This is a genomic window from Paenibacillus sp. 2TAB23, assembly GCF_052115165.1.
GTDB lineage: Bacteria > Bacillota > Bacilli > Paenibacillales > Paenibacillaceae > Pristimantibacillus.
The window spans coordinates 1-14,306 of record NZ_JBFRGD010000033.1; the positions used below are offsets into that span (position 1 = coordinate 1).

14 protein-coding genes and 1 rRNA gene are annotated in these 14,306 nt (G+C 47.2%); 13 read left to right on the plus strand and 2 right to left on the minus strand.

All coding sequences use genetic code 11. The features are described from left to right. Window positions 1-15: 15 nt before the first annotated feature. The 9 genes from rrf to pssA all read left to right on the plus strand — a co-directional run bounded on the left by rrf (window position 16) and on the right by pssA (window position 9,160). Window positions 16-132 (plus strand): 5S ribosomal RNA (gene rrf, locus AB4Z29_RS29480). A gap of 290 nt (window positions 133-422) precedes the next feature. Further along, window positions 423-884 (plus strand): CtsR family transcriptional regulator, encoded by a 462-nt coding sequence (locus AB4Z29_RS29485; RefSeq protein WP_441946524.1) that lies wholly within the window; start codon window positions 423-425, stop codon window positions 882-884. Between the two features lie 35 nt (window positions 885-919). Beyond that, window positions 920-1,441 carry a UvrB/UvrC motif-containing protein gene (locus AB4Z29_RS29490; protein WP_441946525.1) on the plus strand — a complete coding sequence of 174 codons (522 nt, stop codon included), beginning with the start codon at window positions 920-922 and terminating at the stop codon, window positions 1,439-1,441. A 19-nt stretch (window positions 1,442-1,460) separates the two neighbouring features. Next, window positions 1,461-2,549: a protein arginine kinase gene (locus tag AB4Z29_RS29495; RefSeq protein ID WP_441946526.1), complete on the plus strand. Its 1,089-nt coding sequence runs from the start codon at window positions 1,461-1,463 to the stop codon at window positions 2,547-2,549. 2 nt (window positions 2,550-2,551) lie between these two features. Beyond that, window positions 2,552-5,011 (plus strand): ATP-dependent protease ATP-binding subunit ClpC, encoded by a 2,460-nt coding sequence (clpC, locus tag AB4Z29_RS29500; RefSeq protein WP_441946527.1) that lies wholly within the window; start codon window positions 2,552-2,554, stop codon window positions 5,009-5,011. A gap of 136 nt (window positions 5,012-5,147) precedes the next feature. After that, window positions 5,148-5,525 (plus strand): antibiotic biosynthesis monooxygenase, encoded by a 378-nt coding sequence (locus AB4Z29_RS29505; RefSeq protein ID WP_441946528.1) that lies wholly within the window; start codon window positions 5,148-5,150, stop codon window positions 5,523-5,525. Window positions 5,526-5,871: 346 nt separating this feature from the next. Continuing rightward, the gene (gene radA / locus AB4Z29_RS29510) at window positions 5,872-7,239 is read left to right on the plus strand and encodes a DNA repair protein RadA (protein WP_183571346.1); all 1,368 of its coding nucleotides are present in this window, start codon (window positions 5,872-5,874) and stop codon (window positions 7,237-7,239) included. Between the two features lie 11 nt (window positions 7,240-7,250). Further along, window positions 7,251-8,327, plus strand: a complete 1,077-nt coding sequence (gene disA, locus AB4Z29_RS29515) for a DNA integrity scanning diadenylate cyclase DisA (RefSeq protein WP_183571348.1) — start codon at window positions 7,251-7,253, stop codon at window positions 8,325-8,327. Between the two features lie 86 nt (window positions 8,328-8,413). After that, window positions 8,414-9,160 carry a CDP-diacylglycerol--serine O-phosphatidyltransferase gene (pssA, locus tag AB4Z29_RS29520; RefSeq protein ID WP_183571350.1) on the plus strand — a complete coding sequence of 249 codons (747 nt, stop codon included), beginning with the start codon at window positions 8,414-8,416 and terminating at the stop codon, window positions 9,158-9,160. Window positions 9,161-9,442: 282 nt separating this feature from the next. On the opposite strand, the gene AB4Z29_RS29525 is transcribed toward pssA, so the two are convergent. Then, on the minus strand, window positions 9,443-10,405 hold the full coding sequence (locus AB4Z29_RS29525; protein ID WP_441946529.1) for a tyrosine-type recombinase/integrase: 963 nt from the start codon (window positions 10,403-10,405) through the stop codon (window positions 9,443-9,445). 148 nt (window positions 10,406-10,553) lie between these two features. Between AB4Z29_RS29525 and AB4Z29_RS29530 the strand changes: the two genes are divergently transcribed. Further along, window positions 10,554-11,171 (plus strand): HD-GYP domain-containing protein, encoded by a 618-nt coding sequence (locus tag AB4Z29_RS29530; RefSeq protein WP_441946530.1) that lies wholly within the window; start codon window positions 10,554-10,556, stop codon window positions 11,169-11,171. An 80-nt stretch (window positions 11,172-11,251) separates the two neighbouring features. On the opposite strand, the gene AB4Z29_RS29535 is transcribed toward AB4Z29_RS29530, so the two are convergent. Further along, window positions 11,252-11,647: a DUF1573 domain-containing protein gene (locus tag AB4Z29_RS29535; protein ID WP_138756310.1), complete on the minus strand. Its 396-nt coding sequence runs from the start codon at window positions 11,645-11,647 to the stop codon at window positions 11,252-11,254. A 176-nt stretch (window positions 11,648-11,823) separates the two neighbouring features. On the opposite strand from AB4Z29_RS29535, the gene AB4Z29_RS29540 reads away from it, so the two are divergent. From AB4Z29_RS29540 to ispF, 3 genes are all read left to right on the plus strand, one after another. Continuing rightward, window positions 11,824-12,921 (plus strand): PIN/TRAM domain-containing protein, encoded by a 1,098-nt coding sequence (locus AB4Z29_RS29540; RefSeq protein ID WP_441946531.1) that lies wholly within the window; start codon window positions 11,824-11,826, stop codon window positions 12,919-12,921. Window positions 12,922-13,068: 147 nt separating this feature from the next. Further along, on the plus strand, window positions 13,069-13,788 hold the full coding sequence (gene ispD, locus AB4Z29_RS29545; protein ID WP_441946532.1) for a 2-C-methyl-D-erythritol 4-phosphate cytidylyltransferase: 720 nt from the start codon (window positions 13,069-13,071) through the stop codon (window positions 13,786-13,788). After that, the gene (gene ispF / locus AB4Z29_RS29550; RefSeq protein ID WP_441946533.1) at window positions 13,785-14,267 is read left to right on the plus strand and encodes a 2-C-methyl-D-erythritol 2,4-cyclodiphosphate synthase; all 483 of its coding nucleotides are present in this window, start codon (window positions 13,785-13,787) and stop codon (window positions 14,265-14,267) included. Before ispD ends, ispF begins: the two co-directional genes overlap by 4 nt. Window positions 14,268-14,306: the final 39 nt, after the last annotated feature.

A 14,306-nucleotide genomic window follows, 5' to 3' on the forward strand; every position in this document is an offset into this window, starting at 1 on the left:
GTGTAACACGCTACGTTTGGTGGCGATGGCGGAGGGGAACCACGCGTTCCCATACCGAACACGACCGTTAAGCCCTCCAGCGCCAATGGTACTTAGACCGCAGGGTCTTGGGAGAGTAGGACGTCGCCAAGCACGAGAAACCTATCGCATTTATGCGGTAGGTTTTTTGTTTTACCCGTTAATTTGATTTATTTTCTATAGGCATATGTATAAACGGCTTGTAACGACACCAAGCTAATAGTAAATGTTTTTTAAGGAGCACTTGACCTTTTGCGGAAATTGCATATAATAAAATCAAGGTCAAAGAAAGTCAAAGTCAATTGTCCGAATATTTGGTGTATGACTGATTTGACTGCAACATCGATATGCTTGTTTTGTTTCAATTTTAGTTTTATTGGTTATTTCTCAGGGAGGTTGGTGGTTTGCGAAACATTTCCGATCTCATCGAGCAGTATTTGAAGCTTATGCTCCAGGATAGTCCGGAGGGCGCAGTAGAAATTCAACGTAATGACTTGGCTGACAAATTTTCTTGTGTACCTTCGCAAATCAATTATGTAATCAGTACTCGATTTACCATGGAGAAAGGATACATGGTTGAAAGTAAGCGCGGAGGCGGAGGCTATATCCGAATACAACGGATTGATCTTCCGGCACTGAAGGCGATTCAGTTCCACATCGAAGAAACGGTGGGGGAATGCGTGGACCAAGGTGCGGCGGAAGGACTTATTTATCAGCTTGAGGAAGCAAGGCTTATAACCAAACGCGAAGGGAATTTGCTTCGTGCGGCAGTCCATCGCGATACCATCGCACTTAAGCTGCCGTTAAGAGATGAAATTCGAGCGCGGTTGCTTAGATCCATGCTTATCTCACTGCTCGTTAAATAATGAACAGCCGTTAATACCGGGAGGAGGGATCAGGCTTGTTTTGCCAAGAATGCGGCCAAAAGCCGGCTACGCTTCATTTTACAAAAATCGTCAATGGTGAGAAAACCGAATTTCACATTTGTGAAAGCTGTGCTCGTGAGAAGGGGGAAGGCATTCCTGGCGCGCCGAATAGTTTTTCTATTCATAGCTTATTGTCAGGTCTCCTTGACTTCGAACAGTTAGGCGGTTCGAGTATCGTCGGTATTAAGCAGCCAACGCTTCAATGCGAGGAATGCGGCCTTACTTATACGCAGTTCAGCAAGATTGGTCGTTTCGGCTGCAGCTCCTGTTATCAAGCGTTTGAAAGCAAGCTCGATCCGCTGCTCAAGCGTGTTCACAGCAGTACCGTGCACAGCGGCAAAATTCCCAAGCGCTCAGGCGGTCAAATCCAGTGCAAGCGGGAAATTGAGGAGCTAAGACGGAATCTGCAGGAGAAGATTGATCAGGAGGAGTTCGAGAGCGCGGCACAGCTGCGTGACCGGATACGCGAGTTGGAACGAAAAATTGCAGACCTGTAGGCCGGCATAGAAGGAGTGAATGATCCTCTTGACTAAGCATCGATTCTCACAGCATGCGCTTAGTGAATGGATGAAGGACACTGGCCCCGAATCCGAAATTGTCATAAGCAGCAGAGTGCGGGTAGCGCGTAATTTACGTCATCAGCCTTTTCCGCTGCTTGCAACAAATCAGCAATCCAAGGATGTAATGGATCAGCTTACAGAAGTGAGCCAGAGCGGCAAGCTGCAGTCTATTGGTTCTTTTGAGACAATCGTATTATCGGATTTGAGCGAGCTTGATAAAAGGGTGCTTGTAGAAAAGCATTTAATCAGTCCTAATTTAGCGAATGATTCGCGATGCGGGGCCGTTATTTTGAGCGATAACGAATCTGTTAGCATAATGATTAACGAAGAAGATCATTTGCGCATTCAATGTCTGTATCCGGGTTTTCAAATCCAGGAGGCTTGGGCATTGGCCAGCGGAATTGACGATATTTTTGAGGAATCTGCTGATTATGCCTTTGATGAGAAACGCGGTTATTTGACGACTTGCCCGACGAATGTAGGAACGGGCATTCGAGCCTCGGTTATGATGCATCTTCCGGCTCTCGTGCTTACGTCGCAAATTAATCGCATATTGTCAGCGGTAACGCAGGTTGGATTAGCCGTTAGAGGATTGTATGGCGAAGGGAGTGAGGCGCTTGGCAATTTATTTCAAGTGTCGAACCAAATTACGCTAGGACAATCGGAGAATGAAATTATCGAAAATTTATACGGTGTAGCAAGGCAGATTATTGAGCATGAGAAGGCTGCTCGCAAGCGGCTGATGCATGATTCAAGATTAAGGACAGAAGATCGCGTGAAAAGGTCGTATGGGATATTATCACATGCTCAGATCATGGATTCGAAAGAATCTGCGCAGCGACTATCTGATGTAAGGCTCGGCGCAGACCTTGGCATACTGCCGGATGTCACGCCGCAAGTGTTAAACGAGCTCTTAGTCATGACTCAGCCTGGATTCTTACAGCAAACCTTCGATGAGAAGATGAGTCCAGACCAGAGGGATTTCAGGAGAGCAGAACTCATACGCAATCAATTGCGTGTGGAAAAAGGCCATGGGGGTGCGTAACTATGATGTTTGGAAGATTTACGGAGCGAGCACAGAAGGTGCTGGCATTGGCGCAGGAAGAAGCGGTTCGTCTAGGACATAACAATATAGGTACGGAGCATATTTTACTTGGTCTTATCCGCGAAGGGGAAGGCATAGCAGCAAAAGCATTAATCGGACTTGGACTTGGACTTGAAAAAATTCAGGACGAGGTTGAAGCGTTGATTGGCCGCGGTCAAGAGCAGCCAAACAATATTGCATATACGCCTCGTGCGAAAAAGGTCATTGAGCTCTCAATGGATGAGGCTAGAAAGCTTGGACATACGTATGTAGGAACGGAGCATATTTTGCTCGGCCTTATTCGTGAGGGAGAGGGCGTGGCAGCACGCGTGCTCAACAATCTCGGCATTAGCCTTAATAAGGCTCGTCAGCAAGTATTGCAGCTTCTAGGCAGCAGTGAGGCCGTATCGAGCAACCACGGATCTCAAGCGAACGTAAGCACGCCGACGCTAGACGGTCTTGCCAGAGATTTGACTGCCTATGCAAAGGAAGGAAATTTAGATCCTGTTATTGGGCGCAGCAAGGAAATAGAGCGCGTTATTCAAGTGCTTAGCCGCCGTACCAAAAACAATCCCGTGCTGATTGGCGAGCCGGGCGTTGGTAAAACAGCTATTGCCGAGGGTCTAGCACAGAAAATTATTGAAAATGAAATTCCTGAAACATTGCGCGACAAACGTGTAATGACGTTGGATATGGGTTCGGTTGTAGCCGGTACGAAATACCGCGGCGAATTCGAGGATCGTCTGAAAAAGATCATGGACGAAATTCGGCAAGCTGGCAATATCATTCTATTCATCGATGAGCTTCATACACTTATTGGTGCAGGGGGGGCTGAAGGCGCGATTGATGCTTCGAATATTTTGAAGCCGGCATTGGCACGCGGCGAGCTGCAATGCATTGGCGCGACAACGCTGGATGAATATCGGAAATATATCGAGAAGGATGCAGCGTTAGAGCGCCGATTCCAACCGATTACGGTCGATCAGCCATCCCCTGAGGAAGCCATTCAAATATTGTACGGATTGCGTGACCGTTACGAGGCGCATCACCGTGTAAAAATTACGGATGAGGCTATTGTGCAAGCAGTGAAGCTGTCTGATCGCTATATTCCAGATCGGTTCCTGCCGGACAAAGCGATTGACCTTATTGACGAAGCTGGATCCAAGGTGCGTTTGAACTCATACACGGTACCTCCTAACCTAAAGCAGCTAGAAAACCGTCTTGAGGATATCCGCAAAGAAAAGGATGCAGCGGTTCAGAGCCAGGAGTTTGAGAAAGCTGCAGCGCTCCGTGATACGGAGCAAAAAATTCGCGAAGAGCTTGATATCACGAAAAATCAGTGGAAAGAAAAACAAGGGCGCACTGATTCTGAAGTAACGCCAGAGGATATTGCTCAGGTTGTAGCGAGCTGGACAGGAATTCCAGTAAGTAAAATGGCCGAAGGCGAAACCGAGCGTTTGCTGAAGATGGAAGATATTTTGCATGATCGCATTATTGGCCAAGAAGATGCGGTTAAATCGGTATCGCGAGCGATACGCCGTGCGCGTGCCGGTCTAAAGGATCCGAAGCGTCCGATCGGCTCATTCATATTCCTAGGTCCAACTGGTGTTGGTAAAACAGAGCTGGCAAGAGCGCTTGCCGAAGCGATGTTCGGAGATGAGAACGCCGTTATCCGAATCGACATGTCGGAATACATGGAGAAGCACTCTACGTCCCGTCTAGTCGGAGCGCCTCCGGGCTACGTTGGCTATGAAGAAGGCGGCCAATTGACCGAGAAGGTACGCCGCAAGCCTTACTCCGTGGTGTTGCTCGATGAGATCGAGAAAGCCCATCCGGAAGTATTTAATATTTTGCTGCAAGTACTTGAAGATGGCCGACTGACCGATTCGAAAGGACGTGTGGTCGATTTCCGCAACACATTGATCATCATGACTTCGAATGTCGGCGCCGATCAAATTAAGAAGAATTCTTCCTTAGGCTTTACCGCCGTTCAGGATGCAGGACGCGATTTCTTGCAAATGAAGGATAAAGTTATGGCAGAGCTTAAGAAAAGCTTCCGTCCTGAGTTCTTGAACCGTATCGATGAGAGCATCGTGTTCCATTCCCTTGGTGAGGAGCATATCGCTCAAATCGTAACGCTGATGTCAGAGGAGCTGCGCAAGCGCCTGCGTGAGCAAGAGGTTGACTTCGTATTGACCGATGCTGCCAAAGCGTTTCTTGCCAAAGAAGGCTACGACCCGCAATATGGTGCGCGTCCGTTGCGTCGTGCTATCCAGAAGCATATCGAGGATCGCTTGTCAGAGGACCTATTAATGGGTTTAATCCAAAAAGGCGATACGTTCACGATCGATGAAAAAGACGGCGGCTTAACGGTCAGCAAGTCTATTCCGGAACAAGAGCCTGAGGAATCCACAACCAAATAATCGTTTCATACGAGCTGTCCCGCGAACAGAACTATCAGTTTGCGGGGCAGCTTTTATTATGCAATTAATTGACAATGAGAATCATTATCGTATAATAAGAGGATAGGTAGGATGCGATACAATAGGAGGAACAACGATGATAGTTGTTACCAATACGATAAAAGTAAAAAAAGGTTATGGGGAAACCGTGGCTAACCGATTCGTAAATTCTAAGGGAATTGATTTATCCCCAGGTTTTTTGCGAATGGAGGTATTGTTCACGGAAGGATTAGAGGAGTACGATGAGCTGAAGGTCAGCACGACTTGGGAAAATAAAGCATCTTTTGAGGGCTGGGTGAACAGTGACTCCTTCCGGCAAGCACATGCATACAAGGGGAAAGGTGCGCAGCAGTCCGGGAAAAGGGAGCAAACCGAATGCGTAATGCTCGGTTCGCAGCTCACTACGCATCGCGTCTTAGTTGCCAGACAAGCGGGAATTGTGCAACACAGCGAAGGCGTGGCGGATGCTAATTGAATCATACGAACATAAAGGTATGGGAGTGCTCTCTTATCCACTGTGGATAAAGGGAGCCTTTTTTATGTCATTTTTTCAAGCGATCGCTGTGGGGATATGTTGATGACTTGTGGATAATGTTGATAAGTTGTTGGCAAATCTGTGGATAGAATATAAAAACGGGTAAATGGGATAGGTTTAGCTGTGGTTAACGAATAATAAATAGGTTATCGCCTTTTTTTCGTTCACAATGTGGGTTTATACATGGGGGATAAAATGGTAAACTTTATATAGTGTCATTTTAAGCAGAATCGCTAGGGATGGCTTCATCTATTCATGCTAGCCCATAACGTTTAAGGAGTACAGAATGGCCAAAATAAAAACGAAGTTTGTTTGTTCAGAGTGCGGGACCGAATCGGCGAAATGGCTTGGCAAATGCCCGGGCTGCCATGCTTGGAACTCCATGGTGGAAGAGAAGGAAACGGTGGTTAAAACGAAGGGAGTCGGATTGTCTTCGTTTCATGCGAAAGAAAAGCCGCAGTCCATCATACATATAGAAAGTGGGCAAGAGCCACGTATTGAAACAAGGATGCTTGAGCTAAACCGCGTGTTAGGCGGAGGCGTTGTGCCAGGCTCACTGATCCTTGTCGGCGGTGACCCGGGTATCGGGAAGTCAACGCTGCTGCTGCAGACCTCGCATGCCCTTGCCGTGAAAGGGCTAAAGGTTCTTTATATTTCGGGAGAGGAGTCGGTACGGCAAACGCGGCTTAGAGCGGATCGTCTAGGTGCCTTGACGGAATCGCTGTATGTATTATGCGAGACCAATATGGAGCAAATTAACGATGCGATCGAATCGGTTCAGCCGGATTTTCTCGTCATTGACTCCATACAGACCGTATATGACCCTAATGTGCAATCTGCGCCTGGTAGCGTATCGCAGGTTCGTGAATGCACAGCGCATTTCATGAGAGTAGCCAAAATCAAAGGAGTTGCAACGGTTCTGGTCGGCCACGTTACGAAGGAAGGGGCTATTGCCGGCCCAAGATTGCTCGAGCATATGGTTGATTGTGTTCTTTATTTCGAAGGAGAGCGCCATCATACTTATCGCATTTTGCGGGCAGTCAAAAACCGTTTCGGTTCGACGAATGAAATCGGCATTTTCGAAATGGGCGAGGATGGGCTTAGGGAAGTTTCGAACCCTTCAGAATTGTTCTTATCCGAGCGGCCGCTTGGCGTATCGGGGTCGACGGTCGTTGCGAGCATGGAGGGAACGAGACCTGTACTCGTGGAGCTTCAGGCGCTAGTGGCGACAACAAACTTTCCATCCCCGAGAAGAATGTCAACGGGTATTGATCACAATCGCATGGCGCTGATTATCGCGGTACTCGAGAAGCGCAACGGGATGTTTTTGCAAACGCAGGATGCTTATTTGAATGTGGCAGGCGGTGTAAAGCTTGACGAGCCGGCAGTCGATCTCGCGGCTGCAGTCAGCATCGCCTCAAGCTTTCGAGACGCGCCAACGAAGCCTTACGATGTTATATTTGGCGAGGTTGGGCTTACGGGTGAGGTTCGCGCAGTATCACGGGCAGAACAGCGGGTGAAAGAAGCGGAGAAGCTGGGCTTCAAACGCGTTATTATGCCGGAGAAAAGTTTAAAAGGGTGGAAGCCGCCCGAAGGTATTGAAATTATCGGCGTAAGCACAGTGTCGGAAGCACTTAAAGCAGCGCTTGGATAGGGGGGCAGACGATGAAAGAACCTACTCAGCTTGAAATTATGAATCAATTGTTGCAATTAGTCGCACCAGGTACCCCTTTTCGTGATGGGCTTGAGAATGTGCTTCGGGCTAAAACGGGGGCATTGCTTGTTGTAGGCTACAGTCCTGAGGTTATGGAGGTCGTTGATGGAGGTTTCTCCATTAACTGCGACTTCTCGCCTAACTACTTGTATGAGCTAGCCAAAATGGATGGCGCGATTATACTAAGCGAGGATATGCGAAGGATATTGTATGCGAACACGCAGCTCATCCCGAACAGCTCGATTCCGTCGATAGAAACGGGAATTAGGCACCGTACGGCGGAGCGCGTGGCGAAGCAGACCGGCAAGCTGGTCGTTTCCATATCCCAGCGTCGCAATATCATTACACTTTACCAAGGTAATCTAAGATACTCTCTGAAAGATATGGGTGTCATACTTACGAAAGCGAATCAAGCGATTCAAACGCTGGAGAAATATAAAGCGGTGCTTAGCCAATCGTTTACGAATTTATCGGCGCTTGAGTTCGAGGAACTGGTTACCCTCCAGGAAGTGGCTCATGTCATCCAGCGTGTTGAGATGGTGCTGCGTATAAAAATGGAAATCAAACGTTACGTGAATGAGCTTGGCACGGAAGGCCGCCTTATCAGCATGCAAATGGATGAGCTGGTTGGAGGCGTGGAAGAGGACGCCTGGTACTTACTTAAGGACTATGCGAAAGAAAATTCGGATGAGAAAATCCGGGAAATTCGTGCTGGTCTGAAAAAACTAAGCTCGGATGAGCTGTTGGATGCACCTCCAATTATTCGACTAATTGGCTATCAACATACAAGCAATATGAATGATGAATCCGTCTCCCCTCGCGGATACCGTTTATTGAACAAAATTCCTCGGTTGCCGCTCATCATCATGAATAACTTAATTGAACGTTTTGGCCGTCTGCCTCACATTCTGATGGCTACAATTGAGGAGCTGGACGAAGTAGAGGGCATTGGAGAAGTACGTGCACGTGCGATCAAAGAGGGTCTTAAACGGATTCAAGAGCAGATGTTCATTGACAGGCAAATCTAAATCCCATACAATAGATAGAATGTGGTTCTGTACGAACTTGTGCATTCGTTCGTGTTTTGGGGCATAGTAGAGAAGAGGTGGAAAAGATGATCGCAAAATCGATACCGAGCCTTCTCACGGTGGGGAATTTATTCTTAGGAGTAATCGCCATCATTCTTGTATTTAATGAAAAACCAGATACGGCGGCAATGATGGTTTTAATCGCCATGCTGCTTGATGGTGTAGACGGACGCGTTGCTCGGGCGCTGAACGTTCAAAGCGAATTCGGTAAGGAGCTTGACTCGTTATCCGATGTCATTTCGTTTGGCGTAGCACCAGCTTTTATTATGTACGTAGTTGCTTTTCAAGATCTTAGTCCCGCGTTGGCGTGGATTGTTACGGCGTTGTTTCCCATATGCGGCGCACTGCGGCTTGCTCGCTTTAATGTGATTTCAAGCGCTCCAGGATATTTCATCGGTCTCCCTATACCGGCGGCTGGAGGCGTCCTGGCGACAATGGCTTTATTCAAAGACGACATTTATGTTTCTATACTGTTAACAAGCACGGTTGTACTTTCTCTGCTCATGGTGAGTACGATCAAATATCCAAACTTCAAGAAAGTTGGCATCCCGAAGAGTGCCGTTTGGGTTGTACCGATAATCATTGTAGTGGCTGTGGTGCTTGGTTTGTTTTTCAAAAATGATCTTTCCAAAATATTGTTTGTACCGCTGCTGTTATATGCGCTGTACGGCCTAAAAAAAAACGTTGATCGCCGACTGCCTAAACGGAATCGGAAACGTAAGAAGCGTGACGAGGTTGTTGATGATACCGTCCAATCAGAAAAACCTGCATGACATGCAAATAAAGATGAGAAAATAGCGATTCGAACACAGTAAATTGTGTTTAGAATCGCTATTTTTTGTTTATTAATTAGTTATTTGATTATTATTGCGTTATGTAATAGCGATTTAATGAATAAAATATAATATTTTTAGTTAGGTAGTCGCATAATAACAGTTATACGACAAATTTATACACTATAAACGAATTTGTTACTTACTATTATATGCCATTAATACCATCTTAACAACGTTGCGAGTGCTTGTCTAGGTCTCAAGAACCTTTGTTCCAGTCTTTTAGATATAGCTTATCAATACTTCCTCTACATAATCTGAAGCCGACTTGGCAAGTTGTTCAACCGTATGCAGGTAGCGTTGCGTCGTATTGATATGTGCATGGCCTAAACTCTCTTGAACCTGTTGCAGAGAGGCGCCATTCAGCAGGGCGAGTGTTGCGTTAGTATGCCTCAACCAGTGGGGTGTAACGGGCTTGTCCAGTCCGGTTTTGGAACAAGAAATTTTAATCATTCGTTCAACTTGCCTTGATGATATACCGAATATAACCACATCTGCTCGATTGCTTAGATGGGGCTGGCGGTCGAGATAGCGAGAGTATAGCATCCATAAATGGCGAGGAACCTTGATATCTCTTATTTTTCCCCCTTTGCCCTTCGTCACCGTAAGCCACACGGTGGACTCTAACGGGTCTGAGTAGAAGTCACACCATTTGATTGCACATAGCTCGGAGACGCGTAGTCCAAGCAGGAGAAGGCTTAAAGCAATTAAATAGTTGCGTTCATTGTCATGCTGCAGAAAATGCAAAAGCTTGCCCACCTCGTTTTTTGTGAGAAAATGCTTTTTGCTCGTCAAGGGAATAACAGGGAGGCGGACGCTGCTGGTCGGGTTCTGTTTGAACAACCCGATGTTGGGATCGCAGCCCCATTTATATAAAGATTTGAGAGCTGCAATAATGGCAGAGATCGTTGCAGGTGCCAACGGGAGCCCGGTTTTCTCGTTTTTTATGGACATTAGAAAGAGCTTGAATGCTTCTATTTCTCGCCACGAAACATCATTCAGATTTCTTCCGGATATGAACATGCGGAAGCGTTCGATTGCTCTAAAGTAGCTTTTGTAGGTATGTTGGGATTGGCTTCTACTGCTCAAAAACATTTGGATTTTTTGTTCGTCTGTAAAGCGCGGTTCTTTCTCATGCATTACGTGCAATATGGCTTTTTCTTCGAAAATAGCTTCCGTTCTCATCAGATATCCTCCTCTTGTTGTCGTATAACTGTTATTATGCGACACCTCGCTGTATGTATATTTTTTCTAATCTATAGACTGCGATTTACAAAAAAAGTTACAAAGGCAACTGAATTGTCATTTTAATTCGGTTGAAGAGGAGAAACGGATGACGATTAGTCAGAGCTATGCGGAAGTGATTTCTATGCAGCATACGGGCGCGGGCAGTTGGATGAAGTACTTGATGTACAAGAGCCCTGCTACGTACAGACATTGTGTTAGAGTAGCTTTGTTAGCCGAAATTGTTGTTCCTTATTTACCGATTGACGAGAAGGAGCATGCTGCGTTTATAAGAGGGTGTTTTCTTCACGACGTAGGGAAAACGAAGGTGCCGAACGATATTTTGCATAAAAAAGAGAGATTGAACGACTGGGAGTGGAGCGTACTTCGCAAGCATCCAGTTTATGGTGAGGAGATTCTTCGAAACCAATCCTTTTATGACGAAAATATTTTGCAATTGGTAAGGTTTCATCATGAGCGATATGACGGAACGGGATATCCGGAGGGCAGGAAAGGCGAGCAAATCCCCTTGTTTGCAAGAGCCTGTTCCGTTATCGATGCGCTGGACTCGATGTTATCCATGCGTCCTTATAAGAAACCGCTAACTGCGTCCGAAGCTTACAGAGAGCTTGAGCGACACCGGAATACGCAATTTGACGCTGTAATCGTTGATTTGGTGCTGGAGCTTCCAGAGCATGAGATAGGGCATTATTTCAGCGGGATATAAAATAGAAATAAACCGGAAATAAAAAAAGCTTTGGAGAGAGAGGCTCCCCAAAGCTTCATGCTGATAGCCGTTCTTGCATGCTACGTTAAATTAAACAGACCTAATGTTGAGCATTTGTCGTATTCATCTGCAATAACCTCATCCAACTGAATATCTAGCAAGTTGCACAAGGCAGTCATGTAGAACAGATTGCGCCCTAAATCATTCTTAAGCGCGTCACGGCAATGCTCGCAAACGGCGCCCGTGAGATGACTTTGCAGCGTCGTTTTGGCGTTCTCAAGATTCAGTTCATCCGAATATTGCTGCTTGCGTGCGTTCAGCTCGATACAGCCGCAGTCAGTGACTGCTTTCGTGACTGCACGATTGACCGAAGCGCCGGACTGTCCGAATTTGGACATTACATCTAACAAGCTGCGGTGCCTAAGCAGCAATTCGGATACTTGCTGCTGAAATTGATCCAGTGTAGGAGCGCTCATCGGTTCCACCTCTTTCACCAACCTCGTATGTTGAAATCTTTAACTCCATTATAAGCTTGATCCCGACCGTTTACAAAATGTGAATTATTAAAATTTATAAATGTTTGCAATTAATAGGCGCCCCCACGGTTAACAAGGCAATTATTGGAACATAATTGTAGTGGAGGTGAACCATAATGGTTAGACGAATTATTCAATTGATGGGAATGTTGTTCGGTGGTATGGCAGGTGGCGAGGTATACGGATGGGTGAATGGAGCGGCCGTATGGTCAGGCTCATCCTTCGGTATGCTGCAGCGATCCGGCACTTATTACATGAATGTAGCCATTGGCGCGGTTTTTGGTGTAGTTGTGGCAACGATGCTCGCAGGTCAAATTATCCGTTATATGCAAAAAGGAGCCGAGCAGGCGGCTGCGCTGCCGATGCAGCAGCTGATCGCAGGCGCAGGAGGGCTTCTTGCAGGTTTATTGCTTACTGTATTGATCTATCCAGCAGTATCGGGTCTTGATGGCCTCGGAAGCTTAATTCCAGCAGCAATGATGGTATGCTTTGGTTATTTGGGCTTGCGCATTGGCTTGAATAAGCAGCAGGAGCTCGCAGACGGGTTCGCTGCCATGCTGGAGAAGCGCAGAGTTGCGCCACCAGCTGATGAGGCTGGCGGCTATGAGGAACATAAGATTCTCGATACGAGCGTTATTATTGACGGCCGTATTGCGGATATCTGCAAGACAGGATTCATTGAAGGTACGCTGGTCATTCCGGAGTTTGTGCTCGAGGAGCTTCAGCACATTGCAGATTCATCCGATTTGCTTAAGCGCAATAGAGGACGCCGCGGGCTTGATATTTTGAACAAAATTCAAAAAGAGCTTGATGTGAAGGTTCTGATTTATGAAGGAGATTTCGAAGAGATCGGCGAGGTGGACAGCAAGCTTGTGAAGCTCGCTAAAGCGCTGCATGGAAAAGTCGTGACCAACGATTTCAATTTAAACAAGGTTTGTGAGCTTCAGGGCGTTTCTGTGCTCAATATCAATGATTTGGCTAATGCAGTAAAACCAGTTGTTTTACCGGGAGAAGAAATCATCGTACAAGTGATAAAAGACGGTAAAGAGCATGGGCAAGGCGTCGCTTATTTGGATGACGGCACGATGATCGTAGTCGAAGGCGGACGTGAATATATTGGTACAACGATGGAAGTGCTCGTGACCAGTGTACTGCAAACCTCAGCTGGAAGAATGATATTCGCAAAGCCGAAGCTGTTGGAAAAAGCGCTGTAACAAGGTATGATAGTACTATTGTTAAAGCGCAAACGGCTGACGCCGCTCCACGGCGGCAAAAGCTCGTTTCGCGGTGAAGGATAAGGCAGCTATAGGGAAAGCTGTATAGACGCATATCCTATAACACGGTATGAGGCGGGTCGATGCATGGGAGCAGATTGGGGAGTCATCATCGTAGCGGCCGGTAAAGGCACGCGGATGGGTACGAAGGAAAGCAAGCAATATTTGCAGCTAGCGGACAAGCCAATCCTTGTACATACGCTAGAGCTCTTTCAGTCACTGGATTGGGTCAAGGAAGCGGTGCTTGTCGTCGGAAGCGACGATGTGGAACGCTGCAGCGGTTGGGTGAAGGAATATGGAATGTCGAAAGTAACGGCAGTCGTAGCTGGTGGAAAAGAGCGGCAGCATTCCGTACATTGCGGGCTGCAGGAGCTGACAACGGACTGGGTGATGGTCCATGACGGAGTGCGACCGCTTGTCACCGCTGATGCTGTGCGGGCATGCTGCTCGCAGGCTGAACAAAGCGGTGCCTCCGTACTTGCCGTTCCTGTTAAAGATACGATTAAACAAGTCAATGAAGCGGGTGTGATTGTCTCTACGCCAGACCGCCGAAGCTTGTGGGCGATACAAACGCCGCAAGCTTTTCGACGTGTCTTGCTGCTTGAAGCGCATGAGCGGGCATTAGCGGAGCAGTTCGTTGGGACGGATGATGCGATGGTGGTTGAGCGCATGGGAGTGAACGTCACGGTCGCTGAAGGAGAATACACCAATATTAAAATAACGACGCCTGAGGATTTGCCGTGGGCGGAATTTTTGCTTGCGAAGCGTCGTGCCGACAGGGCAGAGGGGAAAGGTGAGCGAAGATGATTCGAGTGGGACAAGGGTTTGACGTGCATCAATTGGTAGAGGGTCGTCCATGTATAATTGGCGGAGTTACGATTCCTTATGAGAAAGGGCTGCTAGGCCACTCAGACGCGGATGTGCTTCTTCATGCGATAACGGATGCTATTCTAGGCGCGCTTGGGCTTGGGGATATCGGTAAGCATTTTCCTGACACGGATGCAGCCTACAAAGATGCTGATAGCCTTAAGCTGCTTGAGGAAGTATGGAAACTCGTGCGTGAGCGCGGCTATAAGCTTGGCAATATCGATTCAACCATTATAGCGCAGCGGCCCAAAATGCTGCCTTATATTCCGCAGATGTCGGCCATCATTGCCAAGGCGCTGGAAGCAGACATTTCACAGGTGAATGTCAAAGCAACGACAACCGAGCAGCTTGGATTCACAGGACGCGGTGAGGGGATTGCGGCGCAATCCGTTGTTTGTCTAATCATGGATGTGATATGATCGGATTTATTCATGGAGGGGCATTGCTTGCGGAGACCG

What these genes read in the sequence shown, in the direction of transcription:
- AB4Z29_RS29495 (WP_441946526.1), top strand. Translation starts at nt 1,461, where the DNA reads ATGATCCTCTTGACTAAGCATCGATTCTCACAGCATGCGCTTAGTGAA.
- clpC (WP_441946527.1), top strand. Translation starts at nt 2,552, where the DNA reads ATGATGTTTGGAAGATTTACGGAGCGAGCACAGAAGGTGCTGGCATTG.
- AB4Z29_RS29505 (WP_441946528.1), top strand. Translation starts at nt 5,148, where the DNA reads ATGATAGTTGTTACCAATACGATAAAAGTAAAAAAAGGTTATGGGGAA.
- radA (WP_183571346.1), top strand. Translation starts at nt 5,872, where the DNA reads ATGGCCAAAATAAAAACGAAGTTTGTTTGTTCAGAGTGCGGGACCGAA.
- disA (WP_183571348.1), top strand. Translation starts at nt 7,251, where the DNA reads ATGAAAGAACCTACTCAGCTTGAAATTATGAATCAATTGTTGCAATTA.
- pssA (WP_183571350.1), top strand. Translation starts at nt 8,414, where the DNA reads ATGATCGCAAAATCGATACCGAGCCTTCTCACGGTGGGGAATTTATTC.
- AB4Z29_RS29525 (WP_441946529.1), bottom strand. Translation starts at nt 10,405, where the DNA reads ATGAGAACGGAAGCTATTTTCGAAGAAAAAGCCATATTGCACGTAATG.
- AB4Z29_RS29530 (WP_441946530.1), top strand. Translation starts at nt 10,554, where the DNA reads ATGACGATTAGTCAGAGCTATGCGGAAGTGATTTCTATGCAGCATACG.
- AB4Z29_RS29535 (WP_138756310.1), bottom strand. Translation starts at nt 11,647, where the DNA reads ATGAGCGCTCCTACACTGGATCAATTTCAGCAGCAAGTATCCGAATTG.
- AB4Z29_RS29540 (WP_441946531.1), top strand. Translation starts at nt 11,824, where the DNA reads ATGGTTAGACGAATTATTCAATTGATGGGAATGTTGTTCGGTGGTATG.
- ispD (WP_441946532.1), top strand. Translation starts at nt 13,069, where the DNA reads ATGGGAGCAGATTGGGGAGTCATCATCGTAGCGGCCGGTAAAGGCACG.
- ispF (WP_441946533.1), top strand. Translation starts at nt 13,785, where the DNA reads ATGATTCGAGTGGGACAAGGGTTTGACGTGCATCAATTGGTAGAGGGT.